The organism is Microbacterium sp. NPDC076911 (assembly GCF_040687125.1).
Taxonomy (GTDB): Bacteria; Actinomycetota; Actinomycetes; order Actinomycetales; family Microbacteriaceae; genus Microbacterium.
Map to the genome: position 1 here is coordinate 77477 of NZ_JBFBMP010000003.1, position 16484 is coordinate 93960.

Genomic DNA, 16484 nt, shown 5'->3' on the forward strand with positions numbered 1-16484 from the left:
CTCAGTCTTCGTCGGAGGCTGAGGCGACTTCTTCGTTGTCGCCTGAGACGGAAGCAGCCTCGTCGTCCGAGTCGTCCTCAGCGGAGTCGTCTTCGTCGGACTCGTCGTCGTCGGAGTCTTCATCGGACTCAGCATCATCCTCGTCCGAGTCATCCTCGTCCGAGTCATCCTCGTCGTCGGAGTCATCCTCGTCGTCCGAGTCATCCTCAGCAGAGTCGTGCTCGTCGGAGTCTTCGCCCTCGGATCGGTCAGCATCCTCGTCGAGTTCGTCAATGTCGACACCGTCGAGATCGCCCGAGTGCAGAATCGGTGAACCGTCGTTGTCGAAGTCAGCAGCATCCAAATCATCGATGTCGTCGTCAAGATCTGCATCTTCGGACTCATCAATGCCCTCAGCGTCATCGCCCGCGGGCGCTTCTTCGGCGAGCGCTTCTTGAGCGGCGTGGTATTCCGCCAGGCGTACCGCCCACGGCACCCATTCGGGCGCCACCAGGGCACCGTCGCTCGGCAGAAGCTCGACCTCAAGCACAGTAGGCTCGGCGCCTTCAACCCGCGCAAGACTGACCGTCCACAACCAGCCCGGGTACCCGGGCATGCGGTTACGGAAGCGAAGTGAAACGACACCGTCTGATTCGACGCGATAGTCGGCGGGCTCGCCGATAGTCGACGCCGCGGTGATCTCGCTGAGTGCAGCGATCGCCAGATTGTGAGCTGTCAGCAGCGCCTGATCGGGCTCGATCGGCGCGGCTGGCGTGGACTCAGACTCAGGCGTCAAGTTCATCCGCGACCTTGCGCAGCACTGCTACGACGGTTTTAGCGTGGTTGCCGCTGGGGTAACGGCCATGACGCAGATCGCCGCCGATGTTGTCGAGCAACTTCACGAGGTCTTCGACGATGACCGCCATGTCGTCAGCGGGCTTGCGTGACCGCTTCGACATGCTCACCGGAGCCTCGATCAGACGCACCGAAAGTGCCTGCAGACCGCGCTTGCCATCGGCAACGCCGAACTCAAGTCGCGTGCCGGGCTTGGGGGCCGCGGCACCTGCGGGAAGGGCAGTGGCGTGCAGGAAGACGTCCTGGCCATCATCGGTGGCGATGAAGCCGAACCCCTTCTCCTCGTCGTAGAACCTAACCTTGCCGGTGGGCATGGAAACCTCGCTGTAGCTGTTGCCCACGCGTGGCGGGCATAACGGATTGCGGGATCAACGGATCCCTCTACAAGACTAGGGCACGCACGGCGCGCGGTAGGCTATTGCGGATGAGCGAGCGCACCCCCGAGAACGATGTTCCGATCCGCAAGGTGGATCGGATCCTGGCATTCATGTCGCTGGGACTCATCGTCCTGTCGATCTTGTCGTTTCTCGCGGTGATGATCGGAAGCTCCGCGGGTGCGAATATGTCGACGCCGCTGTGGAATGCCGTGGGCATTGTCGTGATCGTCGCGCCCATCATTGCGTTCGTGCTGTTGCTGACGGTGCTCATCTCGAGCTTCGTGCGGAGGGCTCGGGCGAACCGAGGCGACTAGATGGTTTCTAACGAGCGAGGTCTCGCGACGTGGTTGGCCGCCCGCGACGACGCTCAGCTCGCCCAGACGCTCGCCGCGCGCGATGTTTCCCCGCACGCTTCGTGGGACAACTTCTTCGACGCTGCTGAGGCGATGCTTGATGCGGCGGCAATCGATCGCGCGCTGACGAGCCTGCACCGAAACGCGCTGTCTCATCTTGCCAACGGCGATGACGCCGAGTCGCAGCCGCATCTCGAGTTGCTCGCGCTCGTTGATGACACGGGCAGCCCATACGCAGCGGTCACCGCGCGCGTAGAAGCGCTGTCCGCCACGCAGCCCGATGCATTTCACCGCATCGCCCCGACCGAATCCTTCACCCCCGCCGATGCACAGCAGACGGCAGCGGCCGCTGAGCGCGCCTTTGAAGCGACAGGTTCTCTTGCCGACGTGCTGCTGGCATGCCTGCACTCCCCTATCACCCGGACGGGTGCGGGCAGCGTCAGCGCTGCCGATCGAAAGCGCCTGCTCGATTCCGGCGCAATCCGTTCGCAAGAAGACCTCGACGAGATTCTGACCGCCGCCGCTGCGGGTGGGCTCGCCTACGCTCACGATCGAGTGTGGACGGTAACGACCCGCGGCGAAGAGTGGCTTGAAGCGACCACCGTCAGCCGCTGGTCTGACATCGCCAGCGGCATTCGCTCGTCGTTGCCCGCGGGTCTGCGCACCGCAGCCGGCGGTTTCGCCGACTTCGCAGACTGGCCCGCACTGCACCCTCTCGACACCGACTGGCCCGCGCGTGCCGCGCAGTACCGACGTATTGCTGAGCGGTGGGGTTTTGTCGACGCCTCTGGCGCCGTTCCCTCCTGGACGATTGCACTGCGCGAAGGCCGTCCGCTCGACCCTGATGAGTTGGCGCAACATCTGGTGGCTGAAATCGATCGGGTGTATCTGCAGGCCGACCTCACAGCCATAGCGCCAGGCCCGTTGCATCCTGCCCTTGATCTTCGACTGCGCTCGATCGCCGAACGCGAATCGCGCGCGCAAGCGTCGACCTATCGCTTTACGGTCGACTCGCTCGGGGCGGGAATGACCGAGGGCGAGAGCGCGGTATCAATTCGTCAATTTCTGACGGAACTCTCGCTCACCGGCATTCCGCAGCCCCTCGAGTATCTGATTGAGAGCACCGCCAGCCGTCATGGACTCGTGCGCGTGCGTGACGATCACGCGAGCGACCGTACTCGGATCGAGAGCACCGACCGGGCGCTCCTTGAGACGATCGCCATCGATCAAGCACTGCGCCCGCTAGGTCTGCTGCCCGACGCCGACGCACTGAGCTCGCGCGTGGCCCGCGATGCGGTGTATTGGTCGCTGGCCGACGCACGCTACCCCGTCGTTGCGGTGAACAGCGACGGAACCCCCGAACCGGTGCGCCGGCGATCAGTGGGTGCCCCCGCAGAGCCAGCCACTGCGGCCCTCGACGTCTATGCCCGCCTCATCGAAACGTTGCGTAGCGGGCACGGCACCGAGGGCGAAGCGGGCTGGCTAGAGCGAGAGCTCGAGCAGGCGGTGCGTCTGCGCGGCGAAATCGAGGTCACCGTGCGCATGCCCGATGGCGCGGAACGCACGCTGACTCTTGAAGCCACCGGGCTCGGCGGTGGCCGCTTGCGGGGCCGCGACCGCGCCGCCGACATCGAACGCACCCTGCCGGTCTCAAGCATCGTCAATGTCGTCCCACTGACTCGTTGACGGCCTCGATACCCTGCCTCGGCGACCGGCGCTTCATTCCGTACCGGTAGACTGACCCGTTATGGCTGATGGCCCCCTGATCGTTCAAAGCGACCGCACTGTTCTGCTCGAAGTCGCGCATCCCGACGCTGAAAGCGCCCGCCACGAATTGGCGATCTTCGCTGAGCTCGAACGCGCCCCCGAACACATCCACACCTACCGTGTCACCCGTCTGGGGCTGTGGAACGCGCGCGCCGCGGGCCACGACGCCGAAGACATGATGGCCACGCTCGAGAGGTGGTCGAAGTTTCCGGTGCCTCCCTCGGTGTCGATTGACATCCGCGAAACGGTCGGCCGTTACGGCCGCCTCGTCATCGAACGAAACGATGACGGCGAGCTCGTGCTGAAGTCCACCGACTCTGCGGTGCTGGCAGAAGTGTCGCGCAACAAGCGCATCGGACCGCTGCTGATCGGTCACCCCACCCCCGACACCTACATCGTCGACGCATGGGCACGCGGGCAGATCAAGCAAGAGCTGCTCAAGATCGGCTGGCCCGCCGAGGACCTCGCTGGCTACACCCCCGGCACACCTCATCCCATCGAGCTCGATGAAGATGGCTGGTCGCTGCGCCCCTACCAGCGGCACGCGGTCGACATCTTCGCAGAGGGCGGCTCTGGAGTGGTCGTACTCCCCTGCGGCGCCGGCAAGACGCTCGTCGGGGCGGCAGCGATGGCCGAAACCAAGACCACCACTCTGATCCTCGTCACCAACACTGTGAGTGCGCGCCAGTGGCGCGATGAGCTGATCAAACGCACGTCGCTCACTGCCGACGAGATCGGTGAATACTCGGGACAGCTCAAAGAGGTGAAGCCGGTCACGATCGCGACCTACCAGATCCTCACCGCCAAGCGAAAAGGTCAGTACGCCCACCTCGCATTGCTGGATGCGCTCGATTGGGGGCTCATCGTCTACGACGAAGTGCACCTGCTGCCCGCACCCGTGTTCAAACTCACCGCCGACCTGCAGGCGCGTCGCAGGCTGGGACTTACCGCGACACTCGTGCGCGAAGACGGCCGCGAGGGCGACGTGTTCAGCCTGATCGGGCCGAAGCGCTTCGACGCACCCTGGAAAGAGATCGAAGCGCAGGGCTTCATCTCGCCAGCCGTCTGCTACGAGGTGCGCGTCGACCTTCCCTCAGGCGAGCGACTCGAATACGCAGCCGCGGCCGATGACGAGCGCTATCGCCTCGCTGCCACCGCGCCCGCGAAGATCGATGTCGTCAAGCGCCTCGTCGAACGGCACAGCGACGAGCGCATTCTGGTGATCGGTCAGTATCTCGACCAGATCGAGGTTCTTGCCGAGGCGCTCAACGCCCCGAAAATCACCGGCTCCACCCCCATCGATGAGCGTGAAGAGCTGTACCAGGCATTCCGCGTCGGCGAGATCTCGCTGCTCGTCGTCTCGAAGGTCGCGAACTTCTCCATCGACCTGCCAGAAGCATCCGTTGCCATTCAGGTCTCGGGCTCGTTCGGCTCACGCCAAGAAGAGGCCCAGCGGCTGGGCCGCCTGTTGCGACCGAAGCAGACCAGCAAGACCGCCAGCTTCTACACGCTCATTGCGCGCGACACCGTCGATCAGGATTTCGCTCAGAACCGGCAGCGTTTTTTGGCCGAGCAGGGGTACGCCTACACGATTTTGGATGCCGATCGGGTGGATGCTGCTTAGCAGCATCCACCAACTTCTCAAGGCTTTCCGCACGATATCCAGGCAGTCCATCAAGAACATCGCCATAATGAAGGCATGACTGCACCGCGAATCCTCGTAGTTGATGACGAGCCGAACATCCGCGACCTGCTCATGACGAGCCTCAAGTTCGCGGGTTACCAGGTCAGGGTCGTCGCAAATGGCGCCCAGACCATCTCGGCTGTCTTGGAGGAGGAGCCCGATCTCATCGTGCTCGACGTCATGCTGCCCGACATGAATGGCTTCAGTGTCACCAAGCGCCTTCGCGGCGCCGGTTACACCGCACCGATCCTGTTTCTGACGGCAAAAGACGAAGTCGAAGACAAGATCGCGGGCCTCAACGCGGGCGGTGACGACTATGTGACCAAACCGTTCAGCCTCGATGAGATCGTGGCGCGTATTCAGGCGATTCTGCGCCGCACCATGCAGGCCGACGAAGAGTCGATTATTCGCGCCGGCGAGCTCACGATGGATCAAGACACGCACGACGTGCGTGTCGGCGAGGTGTCGATCGACCTCAGCCCCACCGAGTTCAAGCTGTTGCGCTATCTGATGCTCAACCCGAACCGCGTGCTGTCGAAGGCTCAGATTCTTGACCACGTGTGGGAGTACGACTTCAACGGCGACGCAGGAATCGTCGAAAGCTACATCTCATACCTGCGCCGCAAGATCGATCCGCACTCGTCTGAAGCTCTCATCCAGACCAAGCGTGGTTTCGGCTACATGCTGAAGGCGGGCAAAACCGCCTGATCTGGCGGATTAGTGTGCGGTGCCCGCTGTGAGTAATAAGCCCGATGCGGTCACCCATTGGTGGCGCGGCATCAGCCTGCGCGCGAAGGTGACGGGAGTCACCGTCATGCTTTTGGCCGTGGGCCTATTCGCCGCGGGCATCGGCACCATGGCGTTTCTTCGTACGACGCTGATCGCAAGCGTCGACACGCAGGTGGCCGCTCTTGCGCGCACCGACGTGGGCGCGCCGCTGATGAACTTCGATATCGACGCCGACGGCAACTTTCAGGCATCGAGGAAAGACCAGGCACCCGCGACCGACTACTTCGTCGCGGTTTATGAGCCTGATGACGGACTGCTCGAAGCCACCGCTGGCGGCCGCGGCGCACCACCGCCGGACTTTCCGACCACCTACCCGCTCGACCGCGCGATTTCAAACGAGCTTCGCATCGTCAGCCTGATCTCCGAAGATGGTGAGGCTGAGTACCGCGCGACCGTGACGCTGCAGCCGTACGGCAACGGCTCGCTGTATTACACGCAGATGGTGGCGGTGCCCCTTGCAACCGTCAACCGCACGATCGCGTCATTCTTGGGCATTTACACTGTGCTGGCGCTCATGACGATCATCGGCGGTGCCCTGCTCACTCGATTCTTGGTGACACTCACCTTCCGCAGTCTCGGTGAGGTCGAATCCACCGCCGATGCGATTGCCGCCGGTGACTTCAGCCAGAGGATGACGCACGTCGAATCGGCCACCACCGAAGTCGGGCGCCTCAAGACCGCGATCAATGCGATGTTGGGTCGAGTGGATGCTGCAATTTCGCAGCGTGATTCGACCGTGCAGCAGATGCGACGCTTTATCGGCGATGCCAGCCACGAGCTGCGCACTCCTCTAGTCACCGTGCGCGGCTATGCCGAGCTCTACCGCATGGGCGCGGTGCACGGCGAAGAAGAAGTCGCCAAATCGATGGACCGTATCGAGAAAGAAGCGGTCCGCATGGGACTGCTGGTCGAAGACCTGCTTGCGCTCGCCCGCCTCGACGAGCGACGAGACGTCGTGATCGCACCCGTTGATCTGCGCCCAATCGCTCGGGACGCGGCCCTCGATGTGCGCGCCGCCTCACCACAGCGCCCGGTAACAGTGGTCGACACCACGCTTGAGACCGCCGCGATCCCCGTCGCGACCTCTTCCACCGACCCTGCGCCTACACGTTCGACTCGCACTGGCACCACCCGCACGTCGAAGCACGGTGGCGGTTCATCGTCGCGAGGAGCATCGTTTTCGTTACTCAGGCGCAAGCCGAAGCCAGTGCCGGCGGTGCCCGTAGTTGGCGAGGGACCTGCGCTGCCGACTCCTGCCGCTGAGACCGAGCCGATTGTCACCGCGTCTGCCTCGCGCCTGGAGCCCATCGTCGAAGGTGATGAAAACCGAATTCGCCAGGTCGTGACGAACCTTCTGGGCAACGCGCGTCGTTTCTCAGCCACAGACTCTCCCATCGAGCTGCGCGTCGGCGTCAACGCGCTGGCCCGCACGGGATGGGTCGAGATCGTCGACCATGGTGACGGCATTCCTGACCAGATCAAAGACAAGATCTTCCAGCGATTCTGGCGTGCTGACACCTCCCGCGCTCGAGAGACCGGTGGTACTGGGCTCGGCCTATCGATCGTGTCGTCGATCGTCGATGCGCTTCACGGCACCGTGGGCGTCTTCGATACGGAGGGCGGCGGCGCCACCTTCCGCGTGGAGTTCCCACTGGTGCAAAAGCGCGATGTCTCTGAGCACCTGCTGCTTGAAACGCAACCCATCGAGCGGCCCTCGGCCACCAACAGCTGACCGTTCCTCCACACGCGTCGCCCGGGCGTGCTTGTGCACACTCGGGCTCACCGCGAGGCAGGCGCGGGCCACATCGCCATAGCTTGGTGCGCACGCAGGCCAGGCACTTCCGCCGGCCGAAGGTTCAGAGGAGGACCCATGGCCGTATTCTCCGTCGACAGCGACGCCGTTCTCGCCACCACCGCCGCAGTGCGGGGAACCGTCGACAGGCTGAGCGCCGAATCAAACGCCATGCTCGCTCAGCTCACCCAGCTGCAATCTACGTGGACAGGGTCTGCTTCCGTGGCATTTCATGGTGTCGTCGAACAGTGGCGCGCGACGCAGCGCCAGGTCGAAGAGTCACTTGCCAGCATCAACGCTTCGCTCGCGGCGGCAGGTAGGCAGTACGCCGACGCTGAGATGGCGACCACCAGTCTGTTTCGGTGATCTGATTCGGTGGAGTACCCGATCATCCGCCGATTCAACGAGAAAGGCCCCCGACACCTTCGCAGGTGTCGGGGGCCTCTCTCGTAGATGACTTAGAAGTCCATGCCACCCGTGGGGTCGCCTGCCGGAGCAGCAACCTTCTCGGGCTTGTCGGCGACAACGGCCTCGGTGGTGAGGAAGAGACCAGCGATCGATGCTGCGTTCTGCAGCGCCGAGCGCGTCACCTTCACCGGGTCGTTGATACCAGCAGCGAGCATGTCGACGTATTCGCCAGTTGCAGCGTTCAGGCCGTGACCCGAAGGCAGGTTGCGAACCTTCTCGGCGACAACACCGGGCTCAAGGCCAGCGTTCAGCGCGATCTGCTTGAGCGGAGCGTCGATGGCGACCCGCACGATGTTCGCGCCGGTTGCCTCGTCACCCTCAAGCTGAAGGCCCTCGAATGCGGTCTTGCCAGCCTGGATGAGTGCAACGCCACCACCGGCGATGATGCCCTCTTCGACGGCTGCCTTCGCGTTGCGCACAGCATCTTCGATGCGGTGCTTGCGCTCCTTGAGCTCGACCTCGGTTGCGGCACCAGCCTTGATGACTGCAACGCCACCAGCAAGCTTCGCGAGGCGCTCCTGGAGCTTCTCGCGGTCGTAGTCGCTGTCGGTGTTCTCGATCTCACGACGGATCTGCGTAACGCGGCCTTCAATCTGCTCCGCGTCACCCGAACCTTCGATGATGGTCGTCTCGTCCTTGGTGATGATGACCTTGCGGGCACGACCAAGCAGATCGAGGGTGGCGTTCTCAAGCTTGAGTCCGACCTCCTCGGTGATGACCTGTCCACCGGTGAGGGTGGCGATGTCCTGCAGCTGAGCCTTGCGGCGGTCACCGAAGCCAGGAGCCTTGACGGCAACCGACTTGAAGATGCCACGGATCTTGTTGAGCACGAGAGTTGCGAGTGCTTCGCCCTCGACGTCCTCAGCGATGATCAAGAGTTCCTTGCCATCCTGGATGACCTTGTCGACGATCGGCAGAAGGTCCTTGATGTTCGAGATCTTCTGGTTTGCGATCAGGATGTACGGGTCTTCGAAGACCGCTTCCTGACGCTCCGGGTCGGTAACGAAGTAGGGGTTCAGGTAACCCTTGTCGAAGCGCATACCCTCGGTGAGCTCAAGCTCGGTGCCGAAGGTGTTGGACTCCTCAACGGTGACCACGCCTTCCTTGCCGACCTTGTCGATCGCCTCAGCGATCAGGGCGCCGATCTCAGCGTCGCCGGCCGAGATGGACGCGGTGGCAGCGATCTCCTCCTTGGTCTCAACCTCCTTGGCGTCGGCGAGAAGCTGAGCGGTGATGGCCTGAACGGCCTTCTCGATGCCCTTCTTGAGCGAGATCGGGTCTGCGCCGGCTGCGACGTTGCGCAGACCTTCGCGAACGAGCGCCTGCGCAAGAACGGTAGCGGTGGTGGTGCCGTCGCCAGCGACGTCGTCAGTCTTCTTGGCGACCTCCTTGACGAGCTCGGCACCAATCTTTTCGAACGGGTCGTCCAGTTCGATCTCCTTGGCGATGGACACGCCATCGTTGGTGATCGTGGGGGCGCCCCACTTCTTTTCAAGCACGACGTTGCGACCGCGCGGGCCGAGCGTCACCTTGACGGCGTCGGCCAGAATGTTGAGGCCGCGCTCGAGGCCACGGCGGGCCTCCTCGTCGAAAGCGATGATCTTTGCCATGTGTGTGTCGTCCCTCCCGGACGTTGGGCTTGCATTATTGGCACTCTACGAATGCGAGTGCTAAGCCATTCTGGCACTCGACCCCATCGAGTGCAAGCCACGCACGCGGTGTCGTGACACACAGAAACGCCGATACCTTTCGGTACCGGCGTTTCTCAAGTCGTTGCCGCTCGTCAGATGACGCGGACCGCCTCAGCCTGGGGCCCCTTCTGGCCAGAACCGACGGTGAATTCGACGGCCTGCCCCTCTTCGAGCACCCGGAAGCCGCTCATATCGATATTCGAATAGTGAACGAAAACGTCCTGTCCGTCGGTGACGGTGATGAATCCGAATCCTTTTTCAGCGTTGAACCATTTGACGGTGCCCTGAGCCATGCGATCTCCTGTGTGTGGTGCGACAGGATTATCGTATTGAGCGTTCGGCCGCGACCAACGCCAGATCGGCATCTGTTGACACGCGCGCACCAAAGTATTTACGCGGGCGAAACACATCGCCACGCGCACACGCGAGCCGACTAGGGCGTGGGCGTCGCGGTATCGGATGAGGTGCGGTCCGCACCGATAACGACGGTGAGTTGCTGCTCATCTGCTGTCGCGGGTTGGTAGACGTCGGTCTGCGCGACCGCTGCACCGCCAATGACATTCGCTAGGCCCAAAGCTGCCGCTTCGTCTTCGTCGTTCAAGTAGTAGACCGTCGTCTCGGCGAAGTCTTGTGAACCGGCTTCGCTCGCGGTGACCATCTCATCAGCCCATCCCGCGGCGACGACAACGTCTTTGAGCTGGGTCGCAAGGCCGCTCTCGGGCGTTGCGTTCAGGATCACCACATCGAATGACGTGTCGACTACCGCTTCAACCTCAGGGGTTGGCTCAACAGTCGCTGTTGGTTCGGGTGCACCCAGCTCGATTCGGCCGGAGGCGATCAGCGTGCCGAAAATACCGACAGTGATCAGCACGATCGTGGCAAGTGCCGCCCAGAGCAGAACGACCCACCCGCGCATGTGCGGGTTTTCCGCGCGGTGCGCGCCAATGCGTCCCGACTCGGGGAGGTCGTCGAAGCGATCCTTCGGCACAGACGTTTTCGGCACCAGAGAATGCTACCTGCCCACGTTATGAAGGCGTGTATCGCGTTGCCTGCGCAGTCGCTTCACCAGCATCGGGTCGAACTCCTGAGCGGGCACGGTATCGATGAGTCGTCCGAGCAGCTGATAGTAGCGAGCGGGCGATAGGGCAAGTTCCGCTCGAATCGCCTCTTCTTTCGCTCCCACATGCCGATGCCACTCACGCTCGAATTCGAGGATGGCGCGTTCGCGGTCAGTCAGGGGCACGCCACAACGCTAACGCGCAGCATGCCCCTCGTCCGCCCGCCACTCCACGTAGCCGCCAAGGGGATCCACATTCGCGATCGCTTCACCATTGCGCGAGAGAACGAATCGGTCCCACGAGCCGTCGAGAGCCGAATTGGCGAGCCGCGAGTAGAGGCTCGGCGGATCGATGCTGATCCATTCCGCATCCATCGCTCGAACCGCCTCGACAAGCCTCTCGCGGCCAGCGTGGGCGATATGTGGCAGCACACCAGGGGTCGTCACCACGAGCGTGGCGTCGTTCGGAGCCGACGCGACGGCCGTCTGCAACACCTCCGCATCTGTCGCATCCCCCGTGTCGATGATGAGACTCTCTCGTGCGGCAATATCGAGCGCGCCTGAGATCCTCTCGGATCGGCCGACCTCTCCCGGCCAGACGAGCGCCGCGAGGAAACCACGGTCATCGGGAAGCGACGCGTCGAGCGGTTGCAGGTCAATGCCACGACGCCAAACGATCTCTGGCAGTCGCAGCGATGGTTGACCGACGAGTTCGCAATCAAGCACCACTGTCGAGGCTCCTGCGCGAGGGTCGAGCTGTGCGAGGGCACCGTATCGATATGAGTAGCGGTCAGGCACGAGGCACAGTCCCGCGCTCGCACCGATCTCAAGCAGCGCGATAGGCCCTTCGATGACACTCAGTGCGGGCAGCAGTGCCGCACAGCGGAGCGGCTCATTTGTCTGCAAGCTGCGCCGAGATGCCTCGGTGACGAATGCTTCGGCGTGCTCTCGCAGCCACCGTGACCACTCGCCGAATGTGGACTCTGGAGCGCCGAGCATGCGGGCAACGGCGAAGACCAGCGGGGGCTGACGGTGCGTTGGCGCCAAACGCGCGATAGTGCGAGCAGCCGCACCACCCGCCGCGACACCCTTCGCCCACTCTTCATAGACCGCCGAGCGGCCGGGGGCCTCATCGCGCGCGAAGCGGCCGTACCGCGCCACGACGGTTTGTTCCGCAGACTCCGCTGATTCAGGCACTCCCCTATTCTCGTGGCGAATGCACAGCGCCCACGGAACATACGCGCACACCGTGCGGTTGAATGGACAAAGACCCAAGGAGGACTCATGAACTACGCCGTCAACAAGACTGACGCAGAGTGGCGCGCTGAACTCACCAAGGAGCAGTACGAAGTATTGCGCAAGGCGGGAACAGAGCGCGCGTGGACGGGCGAGCTTCTCGATGAAAGCCGCTCAGGCTTCTACACCTGTGCCGCGTGCAACGCGGAACTGTTCAAGAGCGGCACCAAGTTCGACTCCCACTGCGGGTGGCCGAGCTTCTACGAATCGGTGCGCCCCGACGCCGTCGAACTGCTCGAAGACAACGCCCACGGCATGCAGCGCACCGAGGTGCGGTGTGCGAACTGCGGCTCACACCTCGGCCACGTGTTTCCCGACGGATTCGGCACCCCCACGGGCGACCGTTACTGCATGAACTCGCTGTCGCTGAACTTCACCCCGGAAGCTTCTTAGTGAGCGACAGCGCGCCCGAGCGGGCAACCCCGGCGCTCGAAGCAGTCCGCGCTCGTCGCTCGTGGTCGAAAGTCACCGAATACGCGCCCACGCGCGCTGAGCTCGAGCCGCTGGTGAGTGCAGCCGGACGCGTCGCCGACCATTCGTCGATGCGACCATGGCGGCTGATCGAGTTGCGCGGCGCCGACCGTGACCGGCTCGGCAAAGCCATCAACAAGGCCGAGGGCCGCAAAGGCGCGTCAACCAAACCGTTGCGAGCACCTTTGCTGATCGCCGTCGTGGCGACGTACCGCAAGAGCGACAAGGTTCCGCGGTGGGAACAACAGGCCGTCGCCTCGGGCGTTGCCCACATGCTCAGTCTGTTGCTCGACGAAGCGGGCTGGGGCGTGCTGTGGCGCACCGGTCACTACACCCGCTCGAAAGCTGTTGCCAAGCTGCACGGTCTCGAGTCGAACGAAGAGTTGCTCGGCTGGCTCTACGTCGGTGGAAAGCCAGCGCGCGCTCGCATCGGTCGCCGCAAGCCGATTGAAGCGCGCAAGCATCTCTCGCGTCTGCCCAAGCCGAAGTCAAAGTCGAAGTCCCCGAAGAAGCAGTGAGGCTCTAGGAGCGTCGCAGCCGCCACGGTGCCGCCGCAACGACCACTGACAGCAGCGCGATGGCGACGATCACTATCTGAGTGAGCAATGGCGGGCTTGATGCCGCTGGCCAGATGGCATCCAGGGTCACGGCCGTGACAAGCAGCCCGACCACCGAGCCGAGTCCAAGCAACAGCACACCCGTGTGCTGTACGAGCGCTGCAGATAAGAAAATGTAGATGACGCCGAGCGCGCCGCCGGCATAGATCCATGCGTCAGGGGGAAACGTCTCGGGCATGCCGACGATGGCAACGTCGATCACTGCTGCGATAGCTAGAAACGTTGTGCCGCCGGCAAAGTTGACCAGGGTCGCCGTCAGCGGCGTGCCCACCTGCTGACGCAGACGGCCGTTGGTGGCTTGCTGCCAGGCGATACCGGCACCGGCAAAGAACGGCAGAATCAGCATCCACACCGGAATGCCTTGCACCGTGTCGCCCACGAACACCGAACCCACGGCAACGAGAGCGATCCCCGCCCCGATCACTCGCGGCATTGTCACGGCAACCACGCCACCGGGACCATAGCCGGTGCGGTCCAAGACGAGGCCGTTTACGGTTTGCCCGGCGACCATTCCGACGGTGAACAGACCCACACCGATGATGCCCACCGCCAGGCCTTGGGTGGCAACGGCGAAGGCCCCGGCGGCGCCGCCCAGCAGCATCCACCACGGAATCGTCGCGGCGCGCACACCGGCAATGAGGCGGCCCACTCCCCTGCGACCGGCGGGAAACAACGCGCTCAGCACGATCAGAATAATGAGCCCGGAGCCGAAGGAAATGACCGCGGCGACGAAGCCGTCGCCCAACGCGACGCCGAGCTGCCCGTTAACGCGCGCTTGCATGGCGGTGAGCACGCCCACACTGATCGCACCGCAAATCGCTACCCAAGCGGGCAGGATCCGCGGATGCTTCATCATTGAGCCGACTACGGGACTTGAACCCGTAACCCCCATATTACAAGTATGGTGCGCTACCAATTGCGCCAAGTCGGCAGAAAGACCATCTTACCGATTCGCGGGGATGGTGCTGTGCATTAAGAGCTCGGCGTCGGTGTTGGGGTCGGCGTCGGCGCTTCTTCGTAGTACGTGTCGCTCGCGATCGTCAGCACAAATTGCGCAAATTCTTTCGGGTCGGTGAGCTCTCCCACGTAGGGCTCACCGTTGACAAGCACCATAGGTGTTCCGGTCAACGCGAGACCATCTGTGTCGGGAATCTCCTGGAGCGCACGCTCGGTCGCGTCTTTTGCCCAGGCCGAGTAGTCCTGGTCTTCAATGCAGGCGCGCACAACTTTGGGGTTCTCCGCGCCGGTCGCAATCGCGAGCGCTGCGAGATCTTCATTGGCCATTCCGTCTGAATCCATCTCGGGCTGCTGCGCGAGCAAGGCGTTCGTGAAAGCGAAGAACGAATCAGGTGCATATGTGCCCACGCATGCGGCTGCGCCGGCAGCGCGCTGCGAGTACTTGGTGCCGTTCGACTTCGAAGTCAGCATCGCAACCGGATAGTACGTCACGGTCGCGGCTTCTTCAGTGACCCAGTTCGAAAGCTGTTGAACATTTGCAAGCTGGAAGTCACGAGCCCCGGCTGCGAGGTAGTCGACGTACACCCGCACTTCAATTGCGGGCAGATCGACGGCAGTCTCCGATGCCTCAGGAGTAGCCGTCGCCTCAGCGTCGTCTGTTTCTTCGACTTCTTCATCTGCGGTCACGCCGTCTTCGGCAGAAGCCAATCCGACGCCTTGTACACCGGTCACGGCAAAGCCATCGTCGGTGGCATTGGCGGGCTTGAGTGTCGGTTTGGATGCTTCAGAAGACACCGTCATCGTGATCGCCATTGCGCCAGCCACCACAACGGCGATGGCGGCAACCGCTATCGCCGACGCGCGAATCAGGCGTGATCGCGACTGGCGTGCACGAACCTGCTGCGCCTTTTCGCGGACCGCATCGCGGCGCTCGCTAGGTGCGGAAGCGTTCGGTGTCTCGTCGCTCGACATGGAACCTCTCGGTGCTGACGTGGCAGAAAATGGCGTGGACTCCGGGGGAAGGCCGTTGACGATGCTAACCAGGCAGTCTGGGAAATGACCAGACAGAGGCTCCACTTATGCCGTGCCATGGGGAGCTTTGCGAACGCCGTGTCATACTAGATGAGCGCCCAATGGCGGGCGTGTGGGAGTTCCCACATCCATCACTACGGATCGTCCGGCACGTACCTGCCGGTGAAGGAGAAGAAAACATGGCGACAGTCACGTTCGATAACGCCTCGCGCGTCTACCCCGGCGGCACCCGTGCCGCTGTCGACAAGCTGAACCTTGAGGTTGCAGACGGCGAGTTCCTCGTACTCGTTGGCCCCTCGGGTTGCGGCAAGTCCACGTCTTTGCGCATGCTCGCTGGCCTCGAAGAGGTCAACTCGGGCCGCATCATGATCGGCGACCGCGACGTCACCGATGTTCCCCCCAAGGATCGCGACATCGCGATGGTCTTCCAGAACTACGCGCTGTACCCGCACATGACGGTTGCTGAGAACATGGGCTTCGCGCTCAAGATCGCTGGTGTCAACAAAGACGAGCGTGCTGCTCGCGTGCTCGAAGCCGCAAAGTTGCTCGATCTTGAGGACTACCTCACCCGCAAGCCGAAGGCACTCTCGGGCGGTCAGCGTCAGCGTGTTGCCATGGGTCGCGCAATTGTTCGTCAGCCGCAGGTGTTCCTCATGGACGAGCCGCTGTCGAACCTTGACGCCAAGCTCCGTGTGCAGACCCGTACCCAGATCGCGTCGCTTCAGCGTCGCCTTGGTGTCACCACCGTCTACGTCACACACGACCAGACTGAGGCACTCACCATGGGTGACCGCATCGCGGTGCTCAAGGATGGCCTGCTGCAGCAGGTCGGCACGCCGCGCGACCTGTACGAGAAGCCCAACAACGTGTTTGTTGCTGGCTTCATCGGTTCGCCCGCGATGAACCTGTTCACCTCGAACCTTGCTGAAGGTGGCGTCGAATTCGGCACTGAGATCGTTCCGCTCGACCGCGACACGGTCGGCCGCGCGAACGGCAGCCAGGTCACCATCGGTGTTCGCCCCGAAGACATCGTCGTCGGCCCCGCCGACGGCAAGGGCCTCTCGGTGACCGTCGACCTCGTCGAAGAACTGGGTGCTGACGGCTACCTCTACGGTCACGCTGATGTCGCTGGCACGCGCACGGACTTCGTTGCTCGTGTCGACGGCCGCAACCACCCGAACGCGGGCGAGAAGGTTACCCTCGCGGCGACCGCAGGTCACGTGCACGCATTCGACGCTGAGACCGGCGAGCGTCTCAACGACAAGGCAATCGCTGCGGCGTAAGCATCGCCATCAGCAA

The 16484-nt window shown here is 63.1% G+C and carries 18 protein-coding genes and 1 tRNA gene; 9 read left to right on the forward strand and 10 right to left on the reverse strand.

Features of this window, described 5'->3' with window-relative positions; translation table 11 throughout:
• Position 1: 1 nt before the first annotated feature.
• Together AB0O81_RS05135 and AB0O81_RS05140 are read right to left on the reverse strand one after the other, a co-directional pair.
• Positions 2-781, reverse strand: a complete 780-nt coding sequence (locus AB0O81_RS05135; protein ID WP_363581936.1) for a DUF3027 domain-containing protein — start codon at positions 779-781, stop codon at positions 2-4.
• Positions 765-1148 carry a cold shock domain-containing protein gene (locus AB0O81_RS05140; protein WP_363581938.1) on the reverse strand — a complete coding sequence of 128 codons (384 nt, stop codon included), beginning with the start codon at positions 1146-1148 and terminating at the stop codon, positions 765-767. The genes AB0O81_RS05135 and AB0O81_RS05140 overlap by 17 nt, the downstream gene beginning before the upstream one ends.
• A 110-nt stretch (positions 1149-1258) precedes the next feature.
• Here AB0O81_RS05140 and AB0O81_RS05145 point away from each other — a divergent pair, with 110 nt between their 5' ends.
• The 6 genes from AB0O81_RS05145 to AB0O81_RS05170 all read left to right on the forward strand — a co-directional run bounded on the left by AB0O81_RS05145 (position 1259) and on the right by AB0O81_RS05170 (position 7962).
• Complete coding sequence (locus AB0O81_RS05145; RefSeq protein WP_363581940.1) at positions 1259-1525, forward strand: multidrug ABC transporter ATPase; 267 nt, start codon at positions 1259-1261, stop codon at positions 1523-1525.
• Entirely contained in the window at positions 1526-3250 is a 1725-nt protein-coding gene (locus AB0O81_RS05150) for a helicase-associated domain-containing protein (protein WP_363581942.1), read from the forward strand.
• Between the two features lie 61 nt (positions 3251-3311).
• Positions 3312-4955 (forward strand): DNA repair helicase XPB, encoded by a 1644-nt coding sequence (locus AB0O81_RS05155; protein ID WP_363581944.1) that lies wholly within the window; start codon positions 3312-3314, stop codon positions 4953-4955.
• A gap of 75 nt (positions 4956-5030) precedes the next feature.
• Positions 5031-5723, forward strand: a complete 693-nt coding sequence (locus tag AB0O81_RS05160) for a response regulator transcription factor (RefSeq protein WP_363581946.1) — start codon at positions 5031-5033, stop codon at positions 5721-5723.
• Positions 5724-5751: 28 nt separating this feature from the next.
• Positions 5752-7536, forward strand: coding sequence for a HAMP domain-containing sensor histidine kinase (locus AB0O81_RS05165; protein WP_363581948.1), 1785 nt, complete (start codon positions 5752-5754; stop codon positions 7534-7536).
• A gap of 138 nt (positions 7537-7674) precedes the next feature.
• On the forward strand, positions 7675-7962 hold the full coding sequence (locus tag AB0O81_RS05170) for a WXG100 family type VII secretion target (RefSeq protein ID WP_337337529.1): 288 nt from the start codon (positions 7675-7677) through the stop codon (positions 7960-7962).
• A gap of 92 nt (positions 7963-8054) precedes the next feature.
• Here AB0O81_RS05170 and groL read toward each other — a convergent pair whose 3' ends face one another.
• The 5 genes from groL to AB0O81_RS05195 all read right to left on the reverse strand — a co-directional run bounded on the left by groL (position 8055) and on the right by AB0O81_RS05195 (position 12009).
• A complete protein-coding gene (groL, locus tag AB0O81_RS05175; protein WP_363581951.1) occupies positions 8055-9674 on the reverse strand; it encodes a chaperonin GroEL in 1620 nt (539 codons plus the stop codon).
• A 173-nt stretch (positions 9675-9847) separates the two neighbouring features.
• Positions 9848-10048 carry a cold shock domain-containing protein gene (locus tag AB0O81_RS05180; protein WP_363581953.1) on the reverse strand — a complete coding sequence of 67 codons (201 nt, stop codon included), beginning with the start codon at positions 10046-10048 and terminating at the stop codon, positions 9848-9850.
• Positions 10049-10188: 140 nt separating this feature from the next.
• Entirely contained in the window at positions 10189-10758 is a 570-nt protein-coding gene (locus tag AB0O81_RS05185; protein WP_363581955.1) for a LytR C-terminal domain-containing protein, read from the reverse strand.
• Positions 10759-10767: 9 nt separating this feature from the next.
• Positions 10768-10998, reverse strand: coding sequence for a DUF3263 domain-containing protein (locus AB0O81_RS05190; RefSeq protein ID WP_363581957.1), 231 nt, complete (start codon positions 10996-10998; stop codon positions 10768-10770).
• A 9-nt stretch (positions 10999-11007) separates the two neighbouring features.
• Positions 11008-12009, reverse strand: coding sequence for a DUF2332 domain-containing protein (locus tag AB0O81_RS05195; protein WP_363581959.1), 1002 nt, complete (start codon positions 12007-12009; stop codon positions 11008-11010).
• A gap of 87 nt (positions 12010-12096) precedes the next feature.
• Here AB0O81_RS05195 and msrB point away from each other — a divergent pair, with 87 nt between their 5' ends.
• Together msrB and AB0O81_RS05205 are read left to right on the forward strand one after the other, a co-directional pair.
• Positions 12097-12501, forward strand: a complete 405-nt coding sequence (msrB, locus tag AB0O81_RS05200; RefSeq protein ID WP_363581961.1) for a peptide-methionine (R)-S-oxide reductase MsrB — start codon at positions 12097-12099, stop codon at positions 12499-12501.
• On the forward strand, positions 12501-13097 hold the full coding sequence (locus tag AB0O81_RS05205) for a nitroreductase family protein (protein WP_363581963.1): 597 nt from the start codon (positions 12501-12503) through the stop codon (positions 13095-13097). Before msrB ends, AB0O81_RS05205 begins: the two co-directional genes overlap by 1 nt.
• 4 nt (positions 13098-13101) lie before the next feature.
• Here the strand turns inward: AB0O81_RS05205 and AB0O81_RS05210 are convergent, their stop codons facing one another.
• The 3 genes from AB0O81_RS05210 to AB0O81_RS05220 all read right to left on the reverse strand — a co-directional run bounded on the left by AB0O81_RS05210 (position 13102) and on the right by AB0O81_RS05220 (position 15125).
• Positions 13102-14052, reverse strand: coding sequence for a DMT family transporter (locus AB0O81_RS05210; RefSeq protein WP_363581965.1), 951 nt, complete (start codon positions 14050-14052; stop codon positions 13102-13104).
• A gap of 2 nt (positions 14053-14054) precedes the next feature.
• Positions 14055-14127: transfer RNA gene (locus AB0O81_RS05215), tRNA-Thr, on the reverse strand.
• A gap of 41 nt (positions 14128-14168) precedes the next feature.
• Positions 14169-15125, reverse strand: a complete 957-nt coding sequence (locus AB0O81_RS05220) for a thioredoxin domain-containing protein (RefSeq protein WP_363581967.1) — start codon at positions 15123-15125, stop codon at positions 14169-14171.
• A 239-nt stretch (positions 15126-15364) separates the two neighbouring features.
• Between AB0O81_RS05220 and ugpC the strand changes: the two genes are divergently transcribed.
• Positions 15365-16468, forward strand: a complete 1104-nt coding sequence (gene ugpC, locus AB0O81_RS05225; protein WP_363581969.1) for a sn-glycerol-3-phosphate ABC transporter ATP-binding protein UgpC — start codon at positions 15365-15367, stop codon at positions 16466-16468.
• Positions 16469-16484 lie beyond the last annotated feature (16 nt).

What these genes read in the sequence shown, in the direction of transcription:
- AB0O81_RS05180 (WP_363581953.1), bottom strand. Translation starts at nt 10,048, where the DNA reads ATGGCTCAGGGCACCGTCAAATGGTTCAACGCTGAAAAAGGATTCGGA.
- AB0O81_RS05210 (WP_363581965.1), bottom strand. Translation starts at nt 14,052, where the DNA reads ATGATGAAGCATCCGCGGATCCTGCCCGCTTGGGTAGCGATTTGCGGT.
- AB0O81_RS05170 (WP_337337529.1), top strand. Translation starts at nt 7,675, where the DNA reads ATGGCCGTATTCTCCGTCGACAGCGACGCCGTTCTCGCCACCACCGCC.
- AB0O81_RS05150 (WP_363581942.1), top strand. Translation starts at nt 1,526, where the DNA reads ATGGTTTCTAACGAGCGAGGTCTCGCGACGTGGTTGGCCGCCCGCGAC.
- AB0O81_RS05220 (WP_363581967.1), bottom strand. Translation starts at nt 15,125, where the DNA reads ATGTCGAGCGACGAGACACCGAACGCTTCCGCACCTAGCGAGCGCCGC.
- groL (WP_363581951.1), bottom strand. Translation starts at nt 9,674, where the DNA reads ATGGCAAAGATCATCGCTTTCGACGAGGAGGCCCGCCGTGGCCTCGAG.
- AB0O81_RS05145 (WP_363581940.1), top strand. Translation starts at nt 1,259, where the DNA reads ATGAGCGAGCGCACCCCCGAGAACGATGTTCCGATCCGCAAGGTGGAT.
- AB0O81_RS05135 (WP_363581936.1), bottom strand. Translation starts at nt 781, where the DNA reads ATGAACTTGACGCCTGAGTCTGAGTCCACGCCAGCCGCGCCGATCGAG.
- ugpC (WP_363581969.1), top strand. Translation starts at nt 15,365, where the DNA reads ATGGCGACAGTCACGTTCGATAACGCCTCGCGCGTCTACCCCGGCGGC.
- msrB (WP_363581961.1), top strand. Translation starts at nt 12,097, where the DNA reads ATGAACTACGCCGTCAACAAGACTGACGCAGAGTGGCGCGCTGAACTC.
- AB0O81_RS05155 (WP_363581944.1), top strand. Translation starts at nt 3,312, where the DNA reads ATGGCTGATGGCCCCCTGATCGTTCAAAGCGACCGCACTGTTCTGCTC.
- AB0O81_RS05140 (WP_363581938.1), bottom strand. Translation starts at nt 1,148, where the DNA reads ATGCCCACCGGCAAGGTTAGGTTCTACGACGAGGAGAAGGGGTTCGGC.
- AB0O81_RS05160 (WP_363581946.1), top strand. Translation starts at nt 5,031, where the DNA reads ATGACTGCACCGCGAATCCTCGTAGTTGATGACGAGCCGAACATCCGC.